The sequence below is a fragment of the Tsukamurella sp. II2bb genome (assembly GCF_057815145.1).
Map to the genome: position 1 here is coordinate 17,342 of NZ_JBYPZI010000001.1, position 22,022 is coordinate 39,363.

General features: G+C 69.3%; 28 protein-coding genes. 11 read left to right on the forward strand and 17 right to left on the reverse strand.

The window, feature by feature from the left end; genetic code table 11:
* Positions 1-139: 139 nt before the first annotated feature.
* Genes AC21LY_RS00130 through AC21LY_RS00145 form a run of 4 tightly spaced genes read right to left on the reverse strand, consistent with a single transcriptional unit; the run spans position 140 to position 4,410 of the window.
* Positions 140-601, reverse strand: coding sequence for a DUF6262 family protein (locus AC21LY_RS00130; protein WP_343930750.1), 462 nt, complete (start codon positions 599-601; stop codon positions 140-142).
* On the reverse strand, positions 598-2,598 hold the full coding sequence (locus tag AC21LY_RS00135) for a tyrosine-type recombinase/integrase (RefSeq protein ID WP_489044108.1): 2,001 nt from the start codon (positions 2,596-2,598) through the stop codon (positions 598-600). The genes AC21LY_RS00130 and AC21LY_RS00135 overlap by 4 nt, the downstream gene beginning before the upstream one ends.
* Positions 2,585-3,709: a tyrosine-type recombinase/integrase gene (locus AC21LY_RS00140; RefSeq protein ID WP_343930752.1), complete on the reverse strand. Its 1,125-nt coding sequence runs from the start codon at positions 3,707-3,709 to the stop codon at positions 2,585-2,587. Before AC21LY_RS00140 ends, AC21LY_RS00135 begins: the two co-directional genes overlap by 14 nt.
* Complete coding sequence (locus tag AC21LY_RS00145) at positions 3,706-4,410, reverse strand: hypothetical protein (RefSeq protein WP_343930753.1); 705 nt, start codon at positions 4,408-4,410, stop codon at positions 3,706-3,708. The genes AC21LY_RS00140 and AC21LY_RS00145 overlap by 4 nt, the downstream gene beginning before the upstream one ends.
* Before the next feature lie 277 nt (positions 4,411-4,687).
* Here AC21LY_RS00145 and AC21LY_RS00150 point away from each other — a divergent pair, with 277 nt between their 5' ends.
* Together AC21LY_RS00150 and AC21LY_RS00155 are read left to right on the forward strand one after the other, a co-directional pair.
* Positions 4,688-5,788 carry an ImmA/IrrE family metallo-endopeptidase gene (locus tag AC21LY_RS00150; RefSeq protein WP_343930754.1) on the forward strand — a complete coding sequence of 367 codons (1,101 nt, stop codon included), beginning with the start codon at positions 4,688-4,690 and terminating at the stop codon, positions 5,786-5,788.
* Positions 5,789-5,806: 18 nt separating this feature from the next.
* A complete protein-coding gene (locus AC21LY_RS00155) occupies positions 5,807-6,160 on the forward strand; it encodes a hypothetical protein (RefSeq protein ID WP_343930755.1) in 354 nt (117 codons plus the stop codon).
* A gap of 21 nt (positions 6,161-6,181) precedes the next feature.
* On the opposite strand, the gene AC21LY_RS00160 is transcribed toward AC21LY_RS00155, so the two are convergent.
* Positions 6,182-6,592, reverse strand: coding sequence for a hypothetical protein (locus tag AC21LY_RS00160; RefSeq protein WP_343930756.1), 411 nt, complete (start codon positions 6,590-6,592; stop codon positions 6,182-6,184).
* 88 nt (positions 6,593-6,680) lie between these two features.
* Here AC21LY_RS00160 and AC21LY_RS00165 point away from each other — a divergent pair, with 88 nt between their 5' ends.
* Positions 6,681-7,025, forward strand: coding sequence for a hypothetical protein (locus AC21LY_RS00165; RefSeq protein ID WP_489044109.1), 345 nt, complete (start codon positions 6,681-6,683; stop codon positions 7,023-7,025).
* Between the two features lie 29 nt (positions 7,026-7,054).
* On the opposite strand, the gene AC21LY_RS00170 is transcribed toward AC21LY_RS00165, so the two are convergent.
* The 4 genes from AC21LY_RS00170 to AC21LY_RS00185 form a co-directional block, all read right to left on the reverse strand.
* Entirely contained in the window at positions 7,055-7,438 is a 384-nt protein-coding gene (locus AC21LY_RS00170) for a hypothetical protein (protein WP_224644792.1), read from the reverse strand.
* 62 nt (positions 7,439-7,500) lie between these two features.
* Positions 7,501-8,118, reverse strand: coding sequence for a cadmium resistance transporter (locus AC21LY_RS00175; protein ID WP_224644791.1), 618 nt, complete (start codon positions 8,116-8,118; stop codon positions 7,501-7,503).
* Entirely contained in the window at positions 8,115-8,846 is a 732-nt protein-coding gene (locus AC21LY_RS00180; protein WP_489044110.1) for an adenylate/guanylate cyclase domain-containing protein, read from the reverse strand. The genes AC21LY_RS00175 and AC21LY_RS00180 overlap by 4 nt, the downstream gene beginning before the upstream one ends.
* Positions 8,843-9,433, reverse strand: a complete 591-nt coding sequence (locus tag AC21LY_RS00185) for a class I SAM-dependent methyltransferase (RefSeq protein WP_224644789.1) — start codon at positions 9,431-9,433, stop codon at positions 8,843-8,845. The genes AC21LY_RS00180 and AC21LY_RS00185 overlap by 4 nt, the downstream gene beginning before the upstream one ends.
* 104 nt (positions 9,434-9,537) lie before the next feature.
* Between AC21LY_RS00185 and AC21LY_RS00190 the strand changes: the two genes are divergently transcribed.
* The 4 genes from AC21LY_RS00190 (at position 9,538) to AC21LY_RS00205 (ending at position 13,563) form a co-directional block, all read left to right on the forward strand.
* Positions 9,538-9,957, forward strand: coding sequence for an ArsR/SmtB family transcription factor (locus tag AC21LY_RS00190; RefSeq protein WP_224644788.1), 420 nt, complete (start codon positions 9,538-9,540; stop codon positions 9,955-9,957).
* Positions 9,954-11,951, forward strand: a complete 1,998-nt coding sequence (locus tag AC21LY_RS00195) for a heavy metal translocating P-type ATPase (protein ID WP_489044111.1) — start codon at positions 9,954-9,956, stop codon at positions 11,949-11,951. Before AC21LY_RS00190 ends, AC21LY_RS00195 begins: the two co-directional genes overlap by 4 nt.
* Before the next feature lie 324 nt (positions 11,952-12,275).
* Positions 12,276-13,046 carry a hypothetical protein gene (locus AC21LY_RS00200; RefSeq protein ID WP_305112903.1) on the forward strand — a complete coding sequence of 257 codons (771 nt, stop codon included), beginning with the start codon at positions 12,276-12,278 and terminating at the stop codon, positions 13,044-13,046.
* Between the two features lie 121 nt (positions 13,047-13,167).
* Positions 13,168-13,563 (forward strand): hypothetical protein, encoded by a 396-nt coding sequence (locus tag AC21LY_RS00205; RefSeq protein ID WP_305112902.1) that lies wholly within the window; start codon positions 13,168-13,170, stop codon positions 13,561-13,563.
* Positions 13,564-13,586: 23 nt separating this feature from the next.
* Here the strand turns inward: AC21LY_RS00205 and AC21LY_RS00210 are convergent, their stop codons facing one another.
* The 7 genes from AC21LY_RS00210 to AC21LY_RS00240 form a co-directional block, all read right to left on the reverse strand.
* Positions 13,587-14,114 carry a GNAT family N-acetyltransferase gene (locus AC21LY_RS00210; RefSeq protein WP_489044112.1) on the reverse strand — a complete coding sequence of 176 codons (528 nt, stop codon included), beginning with the start codon at positions 14,112-14,114 and terminating at the stop codon, positions 13,587-13,589.
* Positions 14,111-15,532, reverse strand: coding sequence for an FAD-dependent oxidoreductase (locus AC21LY_RS00215; RefSeq protein WP_489044113.1), 1,422 nt, complete (start codon positions 15,530-15,532; stop codon positions 14,111-14,113). Before AC21LY_RS00215 ends, AC21LY_RS00210 begins: the two co-directional genes overlap by 4 nt.
* Before the next feature lie 104 nt (positions 15,533-15,636).
* Positions 15,637-16,302, reverse strand: coding sequence for an arsenate reductase/protein-tyrosine-phosphatase family protein (locus AC21LY_RS00220; RefSeq protein ID WP_305112899.1), 666 nt, complete (start codon positions 16,300-16,302; stop codon positions 15,637-15,639).
* 42 nt (positions 16,303-16,344) lie between these two features.
* A complete protein-coding gene (locus AC21LY_RS00225; protein ID WP_305112898.1) occupies positions 16,345-16,770 on the reverse strand; it encodes an arsenate-mycothiol transferase ArsC in 426 nt (141 codons plus the stop codon).
* A complete protein-coding gene (gene arsB / locus AC21LY_RS00230; protein ID WP_489044114.1) occupies positions 16,770-17,885 on the reverse strand; it encodes an ACR3 family arsenite efflux transporter in 1,116 nt (371 codons plus the stop codon). The genes AC21LY_RS00225 and arsB overlap by 1 nt, the downstream gene beginning before the upstream one ends.
* Complete coding sequence (locus tag AC21LY_RS00235) at positions 17,882-18,265, reverse strand: metalloregulator ArsR/SmtB family transcription factor (protein ID WP_489044115.1); 384 nt, start codon at positions 18,263-18,265, stop codon at positions 17,882-17,884. The genes arsB and AC21LY_RS00235 overlap by 4 nt, the downstream gene beginning before the upstream one ends.
* Before the next feature lie 114 nt (positions 18,266-18,379).
* Positions 18,380-18,841, reverse strand: a complete 462-nt coding sequence (locus AC21LY_RS00240; protein WP_489044116.1) for an ArsI/CadI family heavy metal resistance metalloenzyme — start codon at positions 18,839-18,841, stop codon at positions 18,380-18,382.
* Positions 18,842-18,936: 95 nt separating this feature from the next.
* Here AC21LY_RS00240 and AC21LY_RS00245 point away from each other — a divergent pair, with 95 nt between their 5' ends.
* The 4 genes from AC21LY_RS00245 (at position 18,937) to AC21LY_RS00260 (ending at position 20,598) form a co-directional block, all read left to right on the forward strand.
* Positions 18,937-19,290, forward strand: a complete 354-nt coding sequence (locus AC21LY_RS00245) for an Rv2640c family ArsR-like transcriptional regulator (RefSeq protein WP_489044117.1) — start codon at positions 18,937-18,939, stop codon at positions 19,288-19,290.
* Positions 19,291-19,390: 100 nt separating this feature from the next.
* Positions 19,391-19,522: a hypothetical protein gene (locus tag AC21LY_RS00250; RefSeq protein ID WP_489044118.1), complete on the forward strand. Its 132-nt coding sequence runs from the start codon at positions 19,391-19,393 to the stop codon at positions 19,520-19,522.
* An 84-nt stretch (positions 19,523-19,606) separates the two neighbouring features.
* Positions 19,607-19,978, forward strand: coding sequence for a hypothetical protein (locus tag AC21LY_RS00255; protein WP_489044119.1), 372 nt, complete (start codon positions 19,607-19,609; stop codon positions 19,976-19,978).
* A 215-nt stretch (positions 19,979-20,193) separates the two neighbouring features.
* Positions 20,194-20,598, forward strand: a complete 405-nt coding sequence (locus AC21LY_RS00260) for a hypothetical protein (RefSeq protein ID WP_489044120.1) — start codon at positions 20,194-20,196, stop codon at positions 20,596-20,598.
* Here the strand turns inward: AC21LY_RS00260 and AC21LY_RS00265 are convergent.
* Entirely contained in the window at positions 20,573-21,730 is a 1,158-nt protein-coding gene (locus tag AC21LY_RS00265) for a hypothetical protein (RefSeq protein ID WP_489044121.1), read from the reverse strand. The two genes, AC21LY_RS00260 and AC21LY_RS00265, sit on opposite strands and share 26 nt — an antisense overlap.
* Positions 21,731-22,022: the final 292 nt, after the last annotated feature.

The following is a 22,022-nucleotide window of genomic DNA, read 5'->3' on the forward strand; positions in this document are numbered from 1 at the left end:
GGCGGCTGTGCACACGAACGATCAGAGCCGGTATCCGCATGCTCGGATACCGGCTCTGATCGGTACGTCTTCTTGTGGAGCCTAGGAGATTCGATATCTCTAGGAGTCTCCTGACTGTCCACGACGTGGCTGACGGGGGTCATCGTGGCTGTTGTGGCCCTGTGGCGGTCGGTTTATCTGCAGGTTCTCCTCGACGGATTTCTTGCGCGGCCGGTGGCCGCGTTCCCAGCTCGAGGAGTCGGCTGCGGAGCGCCTCGTTCTCGGTGCGTAGTTGCTCGAGTTGTTCGGTCAACTGGCGGTTGCGGTCGATCGCGGTCGTGAGCTTGGTGCGGAGGGATTCCACGCTTGCCGCGGTCGAGCGTTCGGTTCCGGCGGTGGCAGTGCCGCGTTTCGCGTCGATTTCCTGTCGAAGCAGAGGTTGCTTGTAGAGGAAGCTGGTTGAAACGTCAGCGGCGCGGGCGACGGCGACGAAGGTGACGGGTTGTCCGGTGTTGTGCAGCCGGGTGATGGCTCGGCGTGCGCGGGCGGTCGCGCTGGTTGTGCGGGCGGCGGCGGCCGCGGTGAGGCGGGCGGTGCGGTGATCGCGGTCGCCTTCGCTCACCTGGGTGCCTGCGCGTCAGAGCCGATTTCGTCGATGAGCTTGGTGACCTTGTCGAGCATGCTCTTGTTCAGTTCCGCTGCCTGGCTGTCGCCGTTTTCCTGTGCTTGGGCGGCGAGCTGTTTGAGCTGGTCGCGGTGGGTGATGTGCGCGCCGAGGAAGGTGCGGCCGCCGGAGTCGTGGAAGGAGCAGTCGATGCAGGGGTTCGGGCGGAATTCGCAGCGTTGCGTCGCGGGGAGCGTGCAGAACCCGTTCGGAAGTGCGGTGGTGAAGCGGGCTCGCAGTCGCTCGACGGTGGCGTCAGCGCCGTTGTCGGGGTTGGCGTCCCAGAATTGTCGGGCTTTCCGGGCGAGGGTGTCGTCAGTGATCCGAGCGTAGGTCGCGGTCATGGTGTCGCTGTGGTGACCGAGGAAGTCGCGGACTTCCGGTTGGGTCCATCCGTTGTTGAGCAGGTTCATCCCGATGGTGTGGCGGAAGCGGTGGACGTCGCCGCCGGAGATCTTCTCGCCGGTGGTGATCGAGGTGGTGATGTCGTGCCCGCGGAACAGTGCGGCGAGGCGGTGGCGCAGGCCGCTGGTCGACCAGGGCTGGGTGCGGCCGGCGACGGCGCTGGACCGGGCGCCGGGGAAGAGGTGTTCGGCGTCGGGTCCGTAGGTGTCGCGGACGCGGGCCTGCTGGTCGCGGATGATCGTAGCGAGGCCATCGGGGACGGGAAACCGTCGCCAGGCACTGGTTTTGGTCATCCAGTATTCGATCCAGTACCCCTGGTCGCTGTGTTGGAGGCAGTCGATCGGGAGGGCGACGAGTTCGGAGATGCGGCACCCGGCCCACCGTGTGGTGGCGATCATCGCTCGGAGGGTGGGATCGGTGTCCGGGTTGTCGACGATCCGGGTGTCGATGCGTTCGATGACGTCGGGTGGGAAGGGCCTGGGCCGGCGGGTCTTGCGGTGGACGTTCTCGCCGCGGCGCAGGAAGACCGCCGATCCGAGGTCGTCGACGAGTCCGCAGTCGCGGAGTGTTTCCAGCAGGTAGGCCGCGGTGTTCGCGAGCTGAGAGTTCGCGGTGGTGTCGGGACGGCGTGTCCATTCGAGGTAGTCGAGGAACATCGTGCGGGTGACCGCCGGCGGTTCGGGGACGGTGCCGTCGAGGGTGAGGAACTGGGCGAGTTGGCGGGTGGCGCGCAGCCACTGGGTGAGCGTTCCCCAGGACATGCTGGAGGTGGAGAGCTGTTGGCGGGCGAGGCGTTTGACGGCGTCTTTGAGCCAGGGCACCGGGACGGTGGCCCAGTCGACAGCGGTTCGTGTCGCCCCGGCTTGGGTGGTATCGAGGACGAACTCGAATCCGTCGCGCCAGTGCCAGTGATCCGCCGCCCATGGGTCGGGGTCGGTGGCCCCGTGCAGGAGCCGGAAGAATCTGCGGATGTAGGGGGCGCACAGGGAGTCGAAGTTGGTGTAGGGCCAGTATTGCCGGCACAGCAGCAGCCAGTCGTCGACGGGGCGTTCGGTCAGGGAGCTGGTGATGCGCCCGTCGGCGACCTCGATGAGGACGATCAGGACGCGGCGCAGTCCGGCGTTGGGGGTCCAGTCGCCGCGGCCGATCTTGGTGGCGGCGACGAACCGGATTTCGTCGGCGGCCGCCGCTGGGATACGGCGGAAGTCGACCGCCTGGGTGGTGGCAGGCCGGCCGCGCGGCACACCGACGGGCAAGGCACTGATGGTGGCCCAGGCGTCGAAGTCGCCGGGCTGTCCGGCGCGGAACCACTGGAAGTAGTGGGCGTAGCACAGCCCCGAGGTGGCGGCTGCGCGTCCGCCGGGGCCGCCGAGCCAGTACCGTTCGCCGTCGCAGTCGATGACGGCGCAGGGGTCGGTAGCGGCACGGCGGCGGTCGCCGGCGACATCGACGACCGGCCACGTCGCTGCGCACCAGGGCCCGTCCGGCACCTGCAGAGCAGGGACGTCGCGGGGCCCGGACCGGGCTCGCTCGCCGTTACCGTGCGCCATCGCCGTCTCCGTTCACTCGGTGCTGCTGCGGTTCTCGCCAGACCAGATGCTCGGTGTGGCGGAGCTTTTCGGCGAGGTCGTCGCTGGCGAGGTGGATGTACACGTCGGCGCTGGTTGAGTGGGATTGGCCGAGGCGGGCGGCGATTTCGGCGGCGGTCCATCCGGCTTTGGCCAGGGCGGTGGCGTGGGTGTGGCGGAGCATGTGCGGGTTGAGGTCGTCGATCCCGGCGGCGGCGCCGATCCGTTCGATGAGCTGGTAGGCGTTGGAGTAGGTCATCGGACCACCGACGGGTGGGCGGGAGAGGTTGACGAACACGTAATCGCTGTCGACGTGGGCGATCTCATCGAGCAGGTACGCCGCGTACAGGTCGAAGAACCGCCGCGGCGCGTCGACGATGAACTGGGTCTTCTGCTTCGACAGGGCGCCGTTGGCGTTGTCGTCGCGCCGGCAGATCATCACCTGCCGGCGCATCGGGTTCAGGTCGCCGTGGCGCAGGCCGAGCGCTTGGCCGACCCGCAGGCCCAGGTCGTACTGCGCCGACAGCAGCAGCCGGTCACGGGTGGTCGACGCCGCGGCGAGCAGCTTGGCGAAGTCAGTCTCGAAGTCGATCACCTGCACGGTCTCGGCCGGCTGCCGGTCGGGGCGGGCCAGGCGGGAGACCTCGCGTGGACGACGCTGCTCGAGGTGGGCGAGGAAGCTGTGCGCGCGCCGCGGCAACTTCGACGGATTGCGGGTCAGCACCAGGTCCTGCGGTCCGCGACCCTCGACGCGGTGGAACTCGTAGAACTCACGTACCGCGGCGCTGACCGCTTTCACGGTGCCGGGTGCGCGGCCCCCGCACCGTGACGGCAGCGGCGGCAGTCCTGCGGTGAGGACCGCGACGAAGTCGCACAGCTGCTGGAAATCCAGCTCATCCCAGGAGATTCCCCGGGCAGCGAGCCAGCGGTAGAACTGGCTCAGGTGCCGTGCGTACGAGCGGACGGTGTTCCGGGAACGCCCGATCGCCCGCTGCCAGTGCAGGAACTGCTCGATCTCGGGCACCGGCAGGCCCTGGTCGTCGACGACCGTCCACGACCGGACCCCGTGAACAGTGACCGGGGCGGCCCTCATCGCTGGTCCTCGATAACGTCGTCGCGGCGCGGCCGGCGGGTCTTGATGTCGGTGCGGCGCCGATCCTGCTCAACGCGTACGAGATCCTCGGTGCCGACGAGGTCGTCGGCGGTTAGCCGCCCGGGCAGCCACCGCACATCCCGCTTGCGCCAGGCGGCGTACCTCTCCTGCACCCGATCCATCGGCACCTCGAACCGTTCCCACTGCACCCCTGGGGCGCTGACCCAGATCCGCCGCACGTGCGAATCGGTGGCCGCGTCGTAGTCCCAGGTCAGTTCGCAGTGCGTGGGATCGCCCACCAGCTGCAGGGTCTGGGAGTCCTGCTTGATGAACGCCTTGCGCCGGGTGTTGGTGCCGTCCATCTCCTTGTGATGGATCGCCAGGTAGGTGCGGCCGTGGCTGCTCACCTCCGACCACTGGTAGGGCCGTTTGACCAGGTGCCCAGGCGGATGCATCCCCTGGGCGCTCAACCAGACGTTGGTGCCGGCGGAGACGAACGCCGCGACATGGCTGCCCCGCAGCAGCGGCTGCAGCATCGTCTGCAGATGCGCAGGCTGCTCCGCCATGAGCGTGTTCCAGTGATCGACCGCGGCCAGCAGCAGCGCGCCGATACCGATCGTCACCGGACGCAGGATCCGCTGCGCCTCCTTCCGGGACACCGTTCCCGGCAGCGGGTTGAGGTCGTCCATGAGTGTCGTCACGATCTGTCTCCTCTCGATGTAATTACTTGCGTGGAATTTTGCCTAACGTGGTATAGTTCTCAGGTAGGCAACACGCCGTGACCTGCAGAATTAGCCGCACCGGTTCGCCTCGATCTCGCGACCGAGACGGGCGTCACATCAGTCACTTGCGTTTCGGGTGCAGATAACCGGGCCGGTAGGAAAATCGCAGTTCACACGGTGTTTCTGCGCGGATTTGCGGTGGTGCCGCGATAGCGTGGAACGCAGGGATCGATCGAGGGATATGGAGGCGATCTGGGTGACGGCACTCATCTCGCAGGCCGAGGCGAACCCGGTGATGGTTGCGCTGACGCGACTGGCGCACGGCTGGTCGAAGAAGCGGCTCGCGGAGGAGGCCGGGGTCTCCGGATCGCACGTCACCCGGGTCGAGGCCGGTGCGCTGCCGCTGGCCGGTAAAGCGCTCGACGACTACGCACGGGCGTTGCAGTGCCCAGTGGACGCTCTGTGCGTTGCGTTCGAGCGTTCCCCTGCGCAGGGCACGCACTTCCGCGCCAACGCCACCACCGCGGAGTGGAAGCGCGACCGCGTCTGGGCGCGCGCCAACCTGGTTGCGATGCGCCTCGGCCGGGTCGTGGCCCACACCGACCTGGACCCGGCGCTGGCGCTGCCCGATCTCGACCCCGGGGACTACGCCGCCGAGCTCGGTGAGATCACCGTCGCGCAGGTCCTGCGCCGGCTCTGGCGGATCGCCGGGCCCATCCGGTCGATGGTCGAGCTGCTGGAAGCGGCCGGAGTCTTCGTCGTCGTCGAGGACTTCAACGACCGCGAGATCGACGCGGTCACCCTGCGTGCCACCGCGCATCACCCGCACCTGGTGTACGTCAACGCTGCCCTGCCGCCGGACCGGATGCGCATGACCCTCGCGCACGAGCTCGGGCACCTGGTGATGGATGCGATGACCCTGGTCAGCCCGGCCGAAACCGAACGTCGGGCGGATGTCTTCGCCGCCGAGTTCCTCGCGCCGGTCGACGACATCGGCCCGGCGCTGGACCGGGTCTCGACCCGGACCATCCACGAGCTCGACGAGTTGCGCCTGGACTGGGGGGTGAGCGAGTCCTCGCTCGTCGTCCGAGCACGTGAGCGTGGCGCGCTCTCCGACCGGCAGTACCGGGCGATGTTCCGTCTGCTCAACGAGACCGGCCGGATGTACGGCGCCCGGCCCGGTGTCCCTGCCGAGACCCCGGAGCTCGCGCGGGATGTCCTCGCTCAGCTCGCCACCGACGGATACAGCACCACCGAGCTCGACGCCCTGACACTGCTGAGCACCGACCGGCGCACCAGCCTGTTCGGTGCACCCGAAGGTGCCACCGCCGGCAGCCGGCATCTGACCGTCGTCTAACACCGCGGGGCGTCAAGGATGTCGCGGTGGGGCTGGAACGGCGAGGACGCGGTCAAAGACCACCACTGGAAGGTCCCACACGGGTGGAACAAGGCGGTGCAGGCCAAAGAGCAGGACGACGCCGCAGGCGGCCGCCACAACCGCGTCATCCGCACCGCGCCGAACGCGCTGGGGCGGGTGGTCCTGCGGTGCCAGTACCGGCGCCTCTACGCGGAGTTGCGGTGGACCGATGCGACGAAGAAGCACGCCGAGTACCTCGGCGAGATGACCTGGCAAAGCCGCGCCGACAACCTCGCCGCCGCATGGCGCGCAGCACACGCCCGCGGTCTCACGGCCAAGGTCCTCGAGGAAGAGTCCGCCGAAACCTGGTAGCAGCTAGCCCGGTGCCGCGCTCTACTGCATCCAGCGGGCGCAGTCTTCGGATGCCCGTGCCAGGACGACCTCCAGGCGGCGGGGATCACGCGGGCCACTGGTGAGGTACGTGATCGCGCTCTGGTCGTCGAGGTCCGCTGACGGCGCGCACATCCAGCAGGCCGCCGTCCACGGCTCGGCGGCGCGCCGAAGGGCCTGCCAGATGGTCAGCAGCCGCTCGTCCACCCAGCGACCGTCGGGGAACTGCCACACAGGGAACACCGGTGTGCCGCCGGCCAGCGGAACCCAGATCACCTGCTCCGCGGCGACCATCCGCGCCAGGTCATCGCCATCCAGACCGAGGTACCCGGTGACACCATCGGCGTCGTAGAAGGGCCCGACGATCCCGTCGAGGATCGCTCCCTCATCGTCGCCGGCGCTCGTCTCGTCCACGCACGGTGATGATCCGCGCGGTCCGGTGCACTTGTCCACCCGAATATCCCCGCGCCCTGGGGTCGATCCAGAGTGGATACTGACGACCATGACGGGAAGCGGCGACGAGGTGCGGTTCATCTCCGGCGATGAACGGCTGGCGCGGATTCTCGCCGACCCGCAACGGCGGGCCCGGGTGGGCGCCATCACCGCCGAGATGGACCTGATCGATCAGCGGTACCGCACGGCCGCCCACCTACTCGACGAAGCGGTGGCCACGACGGCCGCAGAAGTCGGTGCCGGCACGACCGCCGAGGTGCTCACCGCACTCCAGCGTCATCTCACCGCCGCTGGCGTGCGCGAGGTCGGCATCACGCTCACATTCGATGATCACGACGCGACGGTGCCGTGGAACCGGATCGCCGAACACCTCCTGCGCGACACCGACGACTGACCGCCGTGCACCGGACCCGCACCGATCTTCTAGTTGGGTGCGGACTCGTCGGGGACGAATCCGCTCGCCGCGGCGTCGGCGGCACACAGGGTCCGGACCCAGGTCCCGCGGCGTGTGAGGCCGCCGGCACGGCCGCATTGCTCGCAGGTCAGCTCCGAGCGTCGTTCCGCCGCCCGGATCAGCTCGTCGAAGCCCGGCCGGGGCCGGTCCGCTTCGAACTCCACGTAGTACCGCAGCCCACCGAACTTCTCCTTGACCTGCGCCAGCTGGTAGCCGGGGTCGATCGCCGCAAGCTCCCGGTCGAGATCGACGATCAGCCGGTACCAGCCTGGCCCGACATCCAGGGACCCGTACCACCCGGGAAGGAACCGTGCGCGGATACCCGCCAGGTCGTCCTCACTCACCTCGTCCATGCAGACCAGCCTGCCAGCACGCGGACACCGCGGTATGGGAGCGCCCGGCACCACCAACCTGCTTACAGGCCGAAGGCGCCGCCCGAGACCAGGATGACGACACCGAGGATGATCAGCACCAGGGGGAAGAGCACGCTTTCCCATCGTTCGAGGATCTCGGCGATGCGGCGGCGGGTGGCAACGAACCGGGCGATGTAGACCAGTGCCCCAACCAGGATCAGGAAGACCACGCAGTAGGCGGCGATCGCGGTGCGGCTGATGCTGACGAAGACGGGCACGTACACGCCGATGTTGTCGCCGCCGTTGGCGAAGGTCACGCCCGCCACGCCCAGGACGCCGACCGCGTTCCCCGCACCCTTCCCCGCCGCGGAGTCATCGCCGTCGCCGTCGTTGTCGCGGTATTCGCGCCAGCTCGACCACGCTGCCCGCAGCCCCAGGACCAGGGGGACGAGCCCGAAGTACGGAATCGCCGCGACGGGGAGGAATGCGCCGGCCCCGAGGGCGATCAGCACCGCGACGGCGAGAATGCCGGCGAATCCGAGGTACTGCCCGGCGGTGATCTTGGCCGTCAGGTGCCGCTGGCCCGCGCCGCGGGCGAAGAACAGGGAGATCACGATGATGTCGTCGATGTTGGTGGCCACGAACAGGCCCACCGCTTGCAGCACGGTCGAGATCATCACCGGCCACCCCGCCGTGACGGGGTGGCTGTGGTGGTCGCTCGGTCGAATCGGCCGGCGCAGTCGGCTGAGCAGAACCACCATCGGCCGGCGTCGGTGTGCCGGTGTGCGGGGGCGGTCGCCGGGTCGATGCGGGCCCCGCAGATCGGGTCGTGCGGGTGTCGGGTCTGCGTGAAGGTGATGCTGTGCAGGTCGATCGGGGCGCTGATGTTGCGCAGGCTTCGCGGGCCGAGGGCGGCGGTGGGCACACCGGCGCGGGTGGCGGCGGGCAGGAGCGGGTCGGTGATGACGGCGTGGCCGGCGCCGGCGAGGGCGGTGATGCGGGCGGCGATGTTGACCGCGTGCCCGAACAAGTCGCCGTCGCGGCGCACCGCGGTGCCGTGGTGGATTCCGGCGCGGAGGGCGAGGAATCCGTCCTCGTCGGCGGCGTGCTCGGCGAGGGTGGTGGCCGTGGCCAGCATCGCATCGGTGGTCTCGGCGGTGAGCATCACCGCATCGCCGATGGTTTTCACCAGCCGGGCCTGCGGGTGCAGGGCTCGCCGGGCCTGCTCGGCCAATCGGATCGCGAGCTCGGCGGCCTCCTGGTCGCCGCACATCTCGGTGAGCACGCTGTAGCCGGCGAGGTCGACGAACGCCACCGCGACCTCCACCTGTTCGAGGCCGTCCAGCTCGGGCCGCGCACCGTGATGATGCCCGTGACGGGGCCCGCCGTCGGGCTCTGGCGTGGTCATCGGCCTGCGGTGCGGGTCGCGCGGAAGCGGGTCAGTGCCGCGTTCTCCCGGACGGTGAGGTCCCGCAGCGGCAGGCCCGCGAGGTGCGGGCGCAGCTGGCCGCGGTCGATGAACCGGTGCGGAGCGCCTTCGAGCCGGTGCAGGATCCGCGCCGGCGCGGTGCCGAGCAGGTCGTAGCCGACCAGGGTTCCGCCGGGATGCAGCACCCGGACGGCTTCGCGCAGCGCCTGCTCCCAGTCGACGACGTGGTGCAACATGATGAACGAGACGACGGTGTCGAACTCCCCGTCGCCGAAGGGCAACGCGGTGGCGTCGGCCACCTGCGCCACGGCCCGGTCACCGAAGCGCTGCAACCGATCCTGCGCGGCGTCGACCATCACCGGGTCGAAGTCGGTGACGGTGAGCTGCACCCGATCCGCCGGGGTGCACGCCGCGAGCAGCTGCGCGGCCATCGCGCCCCCGCCGCCGCCGATCTCCAGCACCCGCCCGGTGGGACGCACGCCCTGCAAGGCCCACGGCAGCACCCATCGCCGCGTCGCTGCCTCCCACGGCGTGCTGCGGCAGAACAGAGACTCGATCGTCGACATTGACGGCATACCCAGCAGCTCCCAACACCCGCTCAGGCCACCGGTCGGCAGCCTGTTCCTCGCGGGAACTCGATTACACCACAGAATGCCGCTATCATCGCCGTATGACGATGAATGAGTGTTCGGTGGCGACCGGCGCACAGCTCGATCCCGCGGTCGCGTTGTTCCACAGCCTCTCCGACGGGACCCGGTTGGCGATCGCGACCCGGCTGGCCCACGGTGGTGAGGCGCGGGTGGCGGATCTGATGGCCGAGCTGGGTCTGGCGCAGTCGACGGTGTCGGCGCACGTGGCGTGCCTGCGGGACTGCGGGCTGGTGCAGGGCCGCCCGGAGGGCCGGCAGGTCTTCTACAGCCTCGCCCGCCCGGAGCTGATGGACCTGCTCGCGGCGGCGGAGACGCTGCTCGCGGCGACCGGCAACGCGGTGGCGCTGTGCCCGAACTACGGCACCGACAGCGCCTCCTGCTGCGGCCCGGACGCTGTCACGCCCGAGGAAGCTTCGGCGGCGAAGGTGGTGCGGGGATGAGCGACGCGTGCGGGTGCGGGCACGACGAGCCCGCCGGCGAGGACGAGCAGGCCCCTGAGCATTGGTGGCAGGTGCGGGAGCTGCAGGCCGCCGCGGCAGCGGCGGTGTTCCTGCTCGCCGCGTACATCGTCGGGTGGAGCGGCGGACCGCAGCGCGTGTCGCTGGTGCTGGAGTGGATCGCGCTGCTGATCGGCGGGTGGACCTTCGTCCCGTCCACGCTGCGGCGCCTGGCCAAGGGCAAGATCGGCGTCGGGACGCTGATGACGATCGCCGCCGTCGGCGCGGTGATCCTCGGCGAGGTCGGCGAAGCCGCGATGCTCGCCGTGCTGTTCTCCATCAGCGAGGGCCTCGAGGAGTACGCGGTCTCGCGGACCCGCCGCGGCCTGCGGGCGCTGCTCAACCTCGTCCCCGACACCGCGACCGTCCTGCGCGATGGCGCCCCGACCACCGTCTCCCCAGCCGAGCTGGCGGTCGGGGACCGGATGCTGGTCAAGCCCGGTGAGCGGATCGCCACCGACGGCCGGATCACCGACGGCCGGACCGCCCTGGACGTTTCGGCGATCACCGGCGAATCCGTGCCCGTCGAAGCCGGACCCGGCGACGAAGTGTTCGCCGGGTCGATCAACGGCACCGGCGCCCTCACCGTGGAGGTCACCACCACCGCGGAGAACAACTCGCTGGCCAAGATCGTGCAGATCGTCGAAGCCGAGCAGTCCCGCAAGGGCGACGCGCAGCGCCTGGCCGACACCATCGCCAAGCCCCTGGTGCCGGCGATCATGATCTTCGCCGCCGCGATCGCGATCCTCGGGTCCCTGCTCGGCGACCCCGCAACGTGGATCGAGCGGGCCCTGGTCGTGCTCGTCGCCGCCTCCCCGTGCGCGCTGGCGATCTCCGTCCCCGTCACCGTCGTCGCCGCGATCGGCGCCGCCAGCAAGATCGGCGTCCTGGTCAAGGGCGGCGCCGCCCTCGAAGCCCTCGGCCGCGTCCGCACCGTCGCCCTCGACAAGACCGGCACCCTGACCGCGAACCGCCCCGCCGTCGTCGACATCGCCACCACCACCACCGGAACCGGCGTCGAGTCGAATGCCCTCGGCTCGGGTGTCCGGTCGCCGGAACAGAACCGGGTGCTCGCCATCGCCGCGGCGCTCGAAGCACACAGCGAACACCCCCTGGCGCGGGCGATCCTCACCGCCAACGGTGACCACACCGTCGCGGCGGCAGAGGTGCAGGCCGTGCCCGGGGCCGGGCTGACCGGTCTCGTCGACGGGCGCCCCGCCCGGCTCGGCCGGCCCGGCTGGATCGACCCGGGCCCACTCGCAGCGCGGGTCGCGGCCATGCAAGCCAGCGGCGCCACCGCGGTCCTCGTCGAAGACGACGGACAGGTCATCGGGGCGGTCGCGGTCCGCGACGAGCTGCGTCCCGAAGCGGCCGAGGTCATCGACCACTTGCACAGCGGCGGCGCCACCGTCGCGATGCTCACCGGCGACAACTCCGCCACCGCCACCGCCCTGGCGCAGATCGCCGGTATCGACGACGTGCACGCCGACCTGCGGCCCGAGGACAAGGCCCGCATCATCGGCGAGCTCCGCAAGGACCGGTTCACCGCGATGGTCGGCGACGGCGTCAACGACGCCCCCGCCCTCGCCACCGCGGACCTCGGTATCGCCATGGGCGCCATGGGCTCGGACGTCGCGATCGAAACCGCCGACGTCGCGCTCATGGGCGAGGACCTGCGGACGCTGCCGCAGGCCCTCGATCACGCCCGCCGAGCCCGAACGATCATGCTGCAGAACGTGGCCCTGTCCCTCGCTCTGATCGCGATCCTCATCCCCCTCGCACTGTTCGGCGTCCTCGGCCTCGCCGCCGTCGTCGCCGTCCACGAACTCGCCGAGATCGTCGTCATCGCCAACGGCGTCCGCGCCGGCCGCGTCACCGCGCTCCCGCCTGCGCCCCAAGAAGCGCGCTCGGAGCCGGTGGTTCAGCAAGCGGCGTAACCCCACAGCGGACACGGGTCGTGCCTCGGAGCGCGTTACCGAGGCACGACCCGCACGGTCCGCGGTGTACGGCCTCTGCTCGCGGATTTCGCTCCGGGCGGTGACCTGCACGGCGTCCCTTGGGAATCCGGGGGACGCCGAGGTTGTGCAGGCCGTCGTGCTCGGCTCTGGCGCCTGCGCTAGACATGCGTAGACTCCGGTCTGTTCGTTTGGGTTCGAGGGGATGCGCCTGGTATTTCGCGCGCGCATTTCGCACACCGCTCCTGCGAAGCAGTGCGCCACCGTCGAGCAACCTCCTACGTAGTTACTGGCACGCTCGTACCAATGTCCCGGAGATCAGATCGCAACCGCACCCCCCGCCCGAAGCCCACGTCTTCCCCGCTCGATCACACGCCGCTGATCACGGCGCTGCGGCAGGTGGAGATCGCCGTCGACGGATTCAACCGCGAGGCCGCACGGATCGAGGCCGAGTACGGCATCGCGATCTATCCGGAGCGGGTGGGCAACATGCACACCGATCTGGCGCGCTACATCGAGGTCGCGATCGGCATCGTCGCACGCAAGCTGCCGGTCGCCGTGTACGGGGCGGATAGCCGACGCTGGACAGGCCCCCAGTCCCCGCGGCAGGTGTTCGCCCTGTACGAGGCGGCCGGCGACAACACCGCCGACTACCTGACGCAGATGGCTCTCAACGCCGAGCGGATCAAGGCCAAGAAGGACGACCTCGACCGCAGCCTCAAGCAGAAGTGCCTGCGGCCGAAGACGAACGGTAAACCGTGCCAGATGCGGCCGCTGTACCAGGCCGGAGTCGGCCACCAAGAAGGCTTCGGCTGCTGGCGCCACGCCACCGACGACGAGAAGCTCGAGCTCGAAAAGTCCCGAATCGCCATCGAGACCAAGACCAGCTGCCCCGGGTGCAAGGCCGGTCCCGGTGAGACGTGCCTGATCCCCACCGAGGACGGCCTCACCCCCGCCCAGGCCGGCCTCACGATGGTCGACGGCGAGTGGCCCCGGGTGCGGGTCCTCGGCGGCGTCGAAATCCACGTCCCGCGGATCGAACTGATCTATCCTCGCGTCCTCGAGCCCGCTGTGTAGGTCTGCCCCTGGCAGCAGCGCGAACCCCGGGGCCCGAAACACAGGCCCCCAGGCGGCACCCAGATGAACACACCACCTAGCGTTCGGGACAGCGAGCCCGACCCCGAGACGAGGAGTCCCCATGACGGATGAGCCGGATGTCCAGCAGGCCCCTGACGTCAACGATCCGCCGTCGGAGACGGTGGATGAGCTCGCGGACGGTATGCGTGGCCGGTGGGTGGTGGCGTCCCAGGGATCTACGCACCTGTGGGATCTGGACGCGTTGACCTACACGCGCCGTCCCGGCCCCGCCAGCGCCTCGGGGGCGTTCGACTACGACGGCATCGCGCACCGGATCACCCGGGTGACCCGGTGGCCGCGGGTGGGCGATCAGTCGCTGGTCTGGTTCGACGATCCCGCGAGCCCCTTCGATACCGAGCAGTTCCGCCGCTCTTCGGTGATCGTGTCGATCACCCGCGCCCCCGAGGTGGCCGATGGCGAACCGGGCGACGGTTCCGAAGTCGGTGACGCCGGCTGAGTCCGGATGGGCGCGGGCGGTAGTCAGTTGCGGCGTTCGATGAGGACCACGTCGCGCCAGCGGCCGTCGCGTTGGCCGATGCGTTCGCGGGTGCCGACGGTGCGGAAGCCGGCGTTCCGGTGCAGGGCGAGGCTGGCGTGGTTCTCGGGGAAGATCCCGGTCTGGATGGTCCACACCCCGGCAGCTTCAGCAGACCGGATGAGGGCCTGCAGCAGCGCGGCTCCGATGCCCTGCCCGGCGTGTCCGGGGTCGACGTAGACGCTGTGCTCGATGACGCCGGCGTAGACGCAGCGCCCCGAGACGGGCGCCGCGGCGACCCATCCGATGACCTGCCCGCACGGGGTGAGGGCGACGAAGCGGTGCTGGGGTAGGTGTCGTTGGTCGAAGTCCGTCCAGCTGGGTGCGGTGGTCTCGAAGGTGGCGTTGCCGGTGTCCATGCAGGCTTGGTAGATCGCGAGGATCTGTGGCCCGTGCTCGGGCCGCATCGCGACGATCGCTGGGGCCGCCGCCGGGGCGGCGGACCCGGGGGTGTCGTCGTCGCTGGTGGTCACCTGTTCAGGCTAAGGGCGCTGCGCTGGTGGTGCAGCTGGTGCTCGCGGACCCAGTTCTGGGCGGCGACCTGCACGGCGTCCCACGGGGACCCGAGGGGCGGGGTGTAGGACAGGTCGAGCTCGGAGAGGGCGTCGACGGTCATGCTGTGGTGCAGGGCGGTGGCGTAGGTGTCGACGCGCTTGGAGATCTCAGCGGTGCGGTGCCCGATGAGCTGGGCACCGAGGAGTGCGCCGGTGTTCTGGTCGCCGGTGATCCGGATGCTGATCGGGGTGGCGCCCGGGTAGTAGGCCTTGTGATCGTCCGGTGTGGAGGTCGTCGACACGGGCACCCAGCCGCGGTCGGCGGCGAGGGCTTCGGTCTCTTTGAGGCCGGTGCGGGCGGCGACGAGGTCGAAGATCTTCACGACTTGGGTGCCCAGGGAGCCGGTGTAGCGGGCGGTACCGCCGAGGGCGTTCTCGCCGGCGACGCGGCCCTGCTTGTGCGCGGTGGTGCCGAGGGGGAGCCAGGTGATGCCGAGCTGTCGATGGTGGGTGTGCACGGCGTCGCCGGCGGCGAAGACGTCGGCCAGGTTGGTGCGCATCTGCTCATCGACGGCGATCGTGTTCTTGATGCCGAGCTGCGCCCCGGCTGCGGCGGCGAGGTCGGTGTCGGGGCGCACGCCCACGACGACGAGCACGAGATCGGCGGTGAGGTGGTCGGTCTGGCCGTCGCTGCTGGTGGTGACGGTCAGGGCGCCGGTGTCGGTGCGGTCGACGGCGGTGACGAGAGTGTGGGTGCGGACGTCGACCCGGTTGCGGACCAGTTCGTCGTGGACGAGGGCGCCGAGTTCGGGTTCGACGGTGGGGAGCACCTCGGGGAGGGCTTCGATCTGGGTGACGGTGATGCCGCGGGCGGTGAGACCTTCGGCCATTTCGAGGCCGATGTAGCCGGCGCCGATGATGATCGCGGTCTTCGGGTCCTTGGTGGTGAGGGTGTTCATCACGGCGAAGGTGTCGCCCATCGAGTGCAGCAGGTGCACGCCGTCGGCGGGGCCGAGGTGGTCGAGGCCGGTGATCGGGGGCCGCACGGAGACGGCGCCGGTGCCGATGACGAGGGCGTCGTAGTCGAGGTCCCGGGCGGCGCCGTCGGGGCCGGTGACGGTCAGGCGGTGTCCGGCCGGGTCGATGGCGGTAGCTCTGGTGTCGGTGTGCACGGTCATGCCGGTGGCGGCGAGGTCGGCGGCGGTGCGGTGGGCGAGGTTGCTCCAGTGGGTGACCTCGCCGGAGACGTAGTACGGGATGCCGCAGATGGAGAAGTTCGGGTAGGCGTCGGCGACGACCACGGTGACCTCGCTGGTGGGGTCGAGTTCGCGGGCCCGCAGGGCGGCGGAGATCCCGGCGTCCGATCCGCCGATGGCGATGATCTTGCGTGCAGACATGGGGTGTCGGTTCCCTTCCAAGAACAGGCAAATGAGGTGGAGCAGGCACGGCGGCGCTGACGGCGGTGAGCGGGCCGTCGAGCAGGTCGATCCAGGAGGGTGGGTCAGGTGGTGGCTGGATGGAGCTCGGTGAGGAGGGCTTTGACGCGGCGGTCGAGGTCGTCGCGGATCAGGCGGACGGTCTCGATGGGGTGGTTGTCGGGGTCGGCGACCTGCCAGTCCAGGTACCGCTTGCCCGGGTAGACCGGGCAGGCGTCGCCGCAGCCCATGGAGATCACCACGTCCGCGGCCGCGACCACGTCGTCGGTGAGCGGCTTGGGGAACTCGGCGGCCAGGTCGAGCCCGACCTCGGTCATGGCCTGCTCGACGATCGGGTTGATCACCGCGGCAGGAAGCGACCCGGCGGAGCGCACGTGCACCGCCCCGGCCGCGTGGTGCGTCAGGAGCGCGGCGGCCATCTGCGAGCGGCCCGCGTTGTGGACACAGATGAACAGCACCTCGGGCACGGTCTTGGTGCTCGCACCCGTCGACTGCGCCAGGGCGGCGAGCCGCTCGGCGGCGAACCGGCCGGCGAGAGTCACCAGGTGGGTGTGGATGCGGGCGGTGCGCCGCAGCGCGGTGTAGGACTCGAAGACGACCCGTTCGACGGTCTGCTCGGAGACGATCCCACGGTACTGGGCGGCGAGCCGCTCCGCGGTCCGCGACAGCAGGGCCTGGGGCATCAACAGGTCCGGTGTTCCGGCCGACTCGGTCGTGGCGTTGGCGTTCATCCGACTTCTCCCGCTTCTCGAGCTTCCCGGCCTGCTGGGGTGCTACCGGGTGGTGAGTTCAGCTGCCAGCGCGGTGACGCGGGCAGCGATGTCATCGCGCACGAGGCGCATCCGTTCGATCCCGTCGATGCCCCGCTCCGACGGCTCGTCGGTGTCCCAGTTGACCAACGCGACACCGTCCGGGGCGTCGACGACGGCTTCGCGGCCAAGAGTGACCACCAGATCCACCCGGGCCAGCAGCGCCGGGTCGATGGACTTGGGGGTCTCGCCGGTGATGTCGACACCCACCTCGGCCAGGGACTGCGCGGACAGGCCGTTGACCGCGGAGCCGGGCTTGGTCCCGGCCGAGTGCACCTCGACGGCCTCGCCCGCGGTCTTGCGCATCAGGCCGGCGGCCATCTGCGACTTGCCGCCGTTCTTCACACACACGAACAACACGCTCGACGTGCGGGTTTCGTTGTCGGGCATCAGTTCACGCTCCTGGACGGATCCGCGGTCGCGGCGGTGGCGGACGGGGTGAGGGGGAATCGCTTGCGCAGGGCCAACGAGACATAGACCAGGCCGACCAGGACGGGGACCTCGATGAGCGGCCCGACGACACCGGCCAATGCCTGCCCGGAGGTGGCGCCGTAAGTAGCGATCGCGACGGCGATGGCGAGCTCGAAGTTGTTGCCCGCGGCGGTGAACGCGAGGGTCGTGGTGCGCTCGTAGCCCAGGCCCATGACGGCGCCAAGTAGATACCCGCCGCCCCACATCACGGCGAAGTACACCAGCAGCGGTAGCGCGATGCGGGCGACGTCCCACGGGCGGGAGGTGATCTGCTCCCCCTGCAGAGCGAAGAGGATGACGATCGTGAACAACAGCCCGTACAGGGCCCACGGGCCGATGCGCGGGAGGAACTTCGCCTCGTACCAGTCGCGACCCTTGGTCTTCTCCCCGATCCGGCGGGAGAGGAAGCCGGCGAGCAGCGGGATGCCCAGGAAGATCAGCACGGACTTGGCGATCTGCCACGGCGAGGTGCTAATGGTGGTCTGTTCCAGGCCGAGCCAGCCGGGCAGGATCGAGAGGTAGAACCAGCCGAGGACCGCGAACATGATCACCTGGAACACCGAGTTCAGCGCGACGAGTACCGCGGCGGCCTCCCGGTCGCCGCAGGCGAGGTCGTTCCAGATGATCACCATCGCGATACACCGGGCCAGGCCGACGATGATCAGCCCGGTGCGGTATTCGGGCAGGTCGGGCAGGAAGATCCACGCGAGGGCGAACATCAGCGCGGGGCCGAGGACCCAGTTCAGCAGGAGCGATCCGAGTAGCAGCTTGCGGTCGCCGGTGACGGTGTCGAGGCGGTCGTAGCGGACCTTCGCCAGCACCGGGTACATCATGATCAGCAGGCCGAGTGCGATCGGCAGGGAGACGCCGTCGACCTGGATCTTCTCCAGCGCGGTGTTCAGGCCCGGGATCATGCGGCCGAGCAGCAGGCCAAGGGCCATGGCGACGCCGATCCACACCGGTAGGAATCGGTCGAGGGTGGAGAGCTTGCCGACGACCGGCTGATGCTCGGTCGTCGGGGTGGGGCTGGTCACGAGAGAACCTCCAACGAGCTCGCGGTGGTGGCGGGGTCGCCGGACTGCAGGATCCCGGCGAGCGAGGACAGGACTTCGGGGATGACGCGGTAGTACACCCACGAGGCGCGGCGCTCGGACTCGAGCAGGCCGACGGTCTTGAGGACCTTGAGGTGGTGCGAGATCGTCGGCTGCGAGACGTCCACCGCCGGCGAGATGTCGCAGACGCAGGCCTCGCCGCCCTCGTGGCTGGCGATCAGGCTGAACAGGCGCAGCCGAATCGGGTCGGCCAGGGCCTTGAACACCGCCGCGAGGTCGACGGACTGCCCCTCCGACAGGGGCTCACGGACCAGCGGCGAGCACCGCACGGTCACATCGGTCAACGGAATCGAATTCGACACACGTCGATATTGACAGATATCGATCCAGTGCACAAGACGACGCGCGTGGAACCCGACCCAGAGCACAGCGATGGCCGCCACCAAGGTCGGTGACGGCCATCAATCAGGAGCATGTCAGCAGCAGTTCGCCGACGCCGGAGTGCAGCACGCAGCCGGCGTAGCGTCGGAGTTCTCGGCGGTGGTCGCCGGGGCAGGTTCGCCGTTGAAGGTCTCGGCATCGGCAAGGACGGTGTAGACCTCCCAGCGCTCGGCGTCAGGGGCGGTGACCCAGACCTTGTCCTGGGTGGCGAAGCAACAGGTGGCGCCGATCTCCTCCTCGGTGAACAGCTGCTCCTGCGTCAGGCGGGCGATCTCAGCGTGAACCTTGTCGCTGGAGTCGACCTCGACGCCGAGGTGGTTGATGCTGCCGCCCTGGCCGGGGTTCTCCAGCAGGACCAGCTTGAGCGCCGGGTCGGCGACAGCGAAGTTGGCGTAGCCGGGCTTGACCTTCGCCGGGCCAGTACCGAACAGCTTGGTGTAGAACGCGATCGACTGATCGAGGTCGTCGACATTGAGGGCGAGCTGGACGCGGGACATGAGAACCTCCGAGGCTTCGACATACATCTAATTGGTGTGCGGTTCAGTTCTAGACCACACTTTGACATATGTCAACGAGTAGGTAGATTGGAGCCATGCCCAAGACGCTCCCCGTCGTCGACATCAGCGCCCCGATCTGCTGCGCCCCGCTCGCTGCCGGCGTGATGGACGAGGCCGCGGCGCTCGAGCTGGCCCTGCGCCTCAAGGCCCTCGCCGACCCCGCCCGGATCCAGCTGATCTCGATCCTCATGGCCGCACGTCCGGGCGATGTCAGCACCGGCGACCTCGCCGACACCGTGGGCCTGTCGTCGGCGACCATCAGCCACCACCTGAGCCAGCTCAAGAAGGCCGGCCTCGTCAGCTCCGAGCGGCGGGGGATCAACGTCTTCTACCGCGCCGAACCTGACTCCCTTGAAGCACTCCGGGCTGTCCTGGCCACGTGTTGCTAGGGCGAACGCGCCTCTCGTGCACAGGTAGCGGCTCCCAGCCACCTTCGCGAGGCTCCCGGGCGGAGGACCAGCGATATCGCCTGCGGCAGGATCGACACACGTGGACAACATCGAGCAGCGGCTAGAGCAACAGCTCCGCGAACGCGGCATCCCCCTCACCGCGGCCGAGTTCCTCCGCGCCGTCCTCGAAGCCTTCGATGCCGTCTCGTCCGACGGCGTTTCCGTGCCGTAGCGGGACAACGTTCGGCAAGAGCATAGTGCGCTGTAATCCACAGTACCAGTGACTATTCGGTCCTTGACTGCTAAAATCAGCAGTATGCTCCCCACGGGTCCCCGGACGATCGACAGCTTCCGCCGGGTCACTATCCCGGCGAAGGTGGCGAAGGCGTCCGGAGTGCGGCAGCCTTCGTGGGTCCGGATCGGTGTCGTCGCCGACCAGAGGATCGTCGAGATCGTTCCCACTCGCGGCCCGCGCGGGACGAAGCCATCCGCGCGGGGTAATCCGGATCGCCCCCGGCGGCTGCGGACGTCACGACAGGTCGCGCTGCCGGCAGCGGTCCTGGACTCGGCCGGTCTGGACATTGGGAGCGTCGTGGCGTTCCTGGCCCTGGAGGACCGCATACATCTGTTCGCCGCGTCGCGGGTCATCGCCCCGGAGCCCACCCCCGTGGAACAGGAAGACCAGTGACGGCGCGGCGACGTGCCCGGCCGATCCGCGCATCTGCGGGTCAGATCCCGCTGTTCGAGGTCCCTGTAGTTCCTCCGGCGGATCTGGTCGACGCGGCCGTGGTCGCAGCTGCGGAGCTCGTCCTCGATCGCTCGGTGTCGGTGTTGCCGCGGACCGAACTGTCGGGACTTCGCGGGTATCCGGTAATCCGATGGTCGTCGAGCATCGCCGAACGAATGTCGTCGGGTGCGGGACCGATGCTCGACGCGCAGGTCCTCGAGCTGTGGGAGATGTGCCCGGCGGAGGGCGCGGGGGCGCCGCCGGCGGCACCGTTGAGCATCGTCGGGTTCGTCGCCACCGGGCAGTGGAAGAGGGCCCTGTACGTCGCCAGCGAGCTTCGCGGGTTCGGGGAAACCGTGGTGCTGACCGAGCGGCGCCCCACGGCGCTGAGCTTGACGGCGGCGGACCTCGCCGACGTGAGCGTGGTGCATACCTCTCACGCCGGCGAGGAACTACTGGTGCGGGGATCGAAGGTTGCCGATCCTCCGCGGATCGTCGCGGTGCGGTACTGGGAGGAGCGGCTCTTCGCTCACGCCCTCGCGACAGGGGTGCCGATCACGCCGCAGCCGGCTCCGGCGTAGCGCCGATCCACGCCGACAGGGCGCGTTTGCGCTTCCAGTCCCCGCCGGTGAGCCGCTCGATCTCGATGTTGCTCTCGTGGGCAGCCTCGCACATCGCCGTCCACGCCTGCGGGCCGTTGTGCGCGGCGATAGCGGTGGCCAACCCGCGACCGAGCATCGCGACCGCGGAGACCGAATGCGAGAACGCTGCTGCCTTCGGGATGTCAGCCGTGCGGATCCAGGTCAGGTCCCGCCCACCGCAGAGTGCGCAGTCGCAGCACCACGCGGCGTGGGACTCGTCCTTGAGGTAATGCCGCTCGAACGCCGTCAGCGACGTGTACGCCAGCAGCTCCGGGAGGATGAACGACACCGACCCGCTGCTGCCGCCCCCGCCGATGTCGGGGTAGATGTGCCGGTACGTCGTCGACGAACCCAACGCCGCGCCCGCGGCGCCGTACGCCAGCGCCCCCAACCCCGCCGTGTCACTACGCAGGAGCAGCACCGGGACATCTGCCGTGAGGACGTGCACCAGCCCGGTCACGACGTTCGTACGGTCGAACGGGTCGTCTGTGTCTTCGACCATCAACGCCACGGGGATGCCGTGCGCGTTGATCTCAGACCGGAGCGAATCGGCGGCGTGCGAGAGCCACCAGCTCGCGATCGGCAGCGCCGCAATCACCTGTCCACCGAAGCGGGCCGCCGTCTTCAAGGTGGTCCGCAGCCCGGCGGTGTCGCCCTTGGCCACATAGCCAGAATCGGTCAACGCCCACGTCAGGCCCGCGCTACGTTGCACGGTGATCCAGTCGCGGGTCGGCTCCGCCGTCGCCATCTTCCGCTGCCGGCCGCTGTAGAGGTTCGCGTCGAGCAGCAAGGCTGCGTCGGGGCACTTCTTGCGGGTCTGATCCGCCGCGGTCCTCGCAACCGCGGAGCGGTGGGTCCGGGACTGCCACGGCACGGTGAAAACCGCGCCGACACCCTCCGCCGCGATCAGAGCGCGAGTCGGGTCGATCAAGGTCGTCGGGACCTGAACGAACAGGTCCGTCGACATTCCCTCAAGCCGGTGCTGCCCGACCTGAATGGGCCGGGCCTCACCTGTCCGTTCAGTGCTGGTGGAATCGGTAGTGCGATCAGAGTCGCAACTGTCGTTGGTCAACGGTGCCTCCTCAAGGCGTTGTGGATGAGCCACCACGCCGAGGTCCGCATCGCTCGCCCACACCTACCGTTCCGGTGTTTGGCGAACCCGCGCACACCGTCTACCATCGGAGTCGTCATCCAAAGACATTCGCAACGGTCACGGTATCGAGGGCTCGCGCCCTCGGAGCGGTGATTCAGTTGTTCAGCGGAGCCCGGTTCGTCTGCAAACGAGCCGGGCTTCAGCTGTCTCTATTCTAGAGCCTGAACATGACAGGTCTCGGGACGTCGTCACCTCTACGTCACCTATGGCC

What these genes read in the sequence shown, in the direction of transcription:
- AC21LY_RS00215 (WP_489044113.1), bottom strand. Translation starts at nt 15,532, where the DNA reads ATGTCTGCACGCAAGATCATCGCCATCGGCGGATCGGACGCCGGGATC.
- AC21LY_RS00245 (WP_489044117.1), top strand. Translation starts at nt 18,937, where the DNA reads ATGCCCAAGACGCTCCCCGTCGTCGACATCAGCGCCCCGATCTGCTGC.
- AC21LY_RS00195 (WP_489044111.1), top strand. Translation starts at nt 9,954, where the DNA reads ATGAGCGACGCGTGCGGGTGCGGGCACGACGAGCCCGCCGGCGAGGAC.
- AC21LY_RS00225 (WP_305112898.1), bottom strand. Translation starts at nt 16,770, where the DNA reads ATGCCCGACAACGAAACCCGCACGTCGAGCGTGTTGTTCGTGTGTGTG.
- AC21LY_RS00200 (WP_305112903.1), top strand. Translation starts at nt 12,276, where the DNA reads ATGTCCCGGAGATCAGATCGCAACCGCACCCCCCGCCCGAAGCCCACG.
- AC21LY_RS00185 (WP_224644789.1), bottom strand. Translation starts at nt 9,433, where the DNA reads ATGTCGACGATCGAGTCTCTGTTCTGCCGCAGCACGCCGTGGGAGGCA.
- AC21LY_RS00170 (WP_224644792.1), bottom strand. Translation starts at nt 7,438, where the DNA reads ATGGACGAGGTGAGTGAGGACGACCTGGCGGGTATCCGCGCACGGTTC.
- AC21LY_RS00255 (WP_489044119.1), top strand. Translation starts at nt 19,607, where the DNA reads ATGCTCCCCACGGGTCCCCGGACGATCGACAGCTTCCGCCGGGTCACT.
- AC21LY_RS00180 (WP_489044110.1), bottom strand. Translation starts at nt 8,846, where the DNA reads ATGACCACGCCAGAGCCCGACGGCGGGCCCCGTCACGGGCATCATCAC.
- AC21LY_RS00155 (WP_343930755.1), top strand. Translation starts at nt 5,807, where the DNA reads ATGTCGCGGTGGGGCTGGAACGGCGAGGACGCGGTCAAAGACCACCAC.
- AC21LY_RS00220 (WP_305112899.1), bottom strand. Translation starts at nt 16,302, where the DNA reads ATGAACGCCAACGCCACGACCGAGTCGGCCGGAACACCGGACCTGTTG.
- AC21LY_RS00260 (WP_489044120.1), top strand. Translation starts at nt 20,194, where the DNA reads ATGTCGTCGGGTGCGGGACCGATGCTCGACGCGCAGGTCCTCGAGCTG.
- AC21LY_RS00140 (WP_343930752.1), bottom strand. Translation starts at nt 3,709, where the DNA reads ATGAGGGCCGCCCCGGTCACTGTTCACGGGGTCCGGTCGTGGACGGTC.
- AC21LY_RS00205 (WP_305112902.1), top strand. Translation starts at nt 13,168, where the DNA reads ATGACGGATGAGCCGGATGTCCAGCAGGCCCCTGACGTCAACGATCCG.
- AC21LY_RS00165 (WP_489044109.1), top strand. Translation starts at nt 6,681, where the DNA reads ATGACGGGAAGCGGCGACGAGGTGCGGTTCATCTCCGGCGATGAACGG.
- AC21LY_RS00135 (WP_489044108.1), bottom strand. Translation starts at nt 2,598, where the DNA reads ATGGCGCACGGTAACGGCGAGCGAGCCCGGTCCGGGCCCCGCGACGTC.
- AC21LY_RS00190 (WP_224644788.1), top strand. Translation starts at nt 9,538, where the DNA reads ATGACGATGAATGAGTGTTCGGTGGCGACCGGCGCACAGCTCGATCCC.
- AC21LY_RS00240 (WP_489044116.1), bottom strand. Translation starts at nt 18,841, where the DNA reads ATGTCCCGCGTCCAGCTCGCCCTCAATGTCGACGACCTCGATCAGTCG.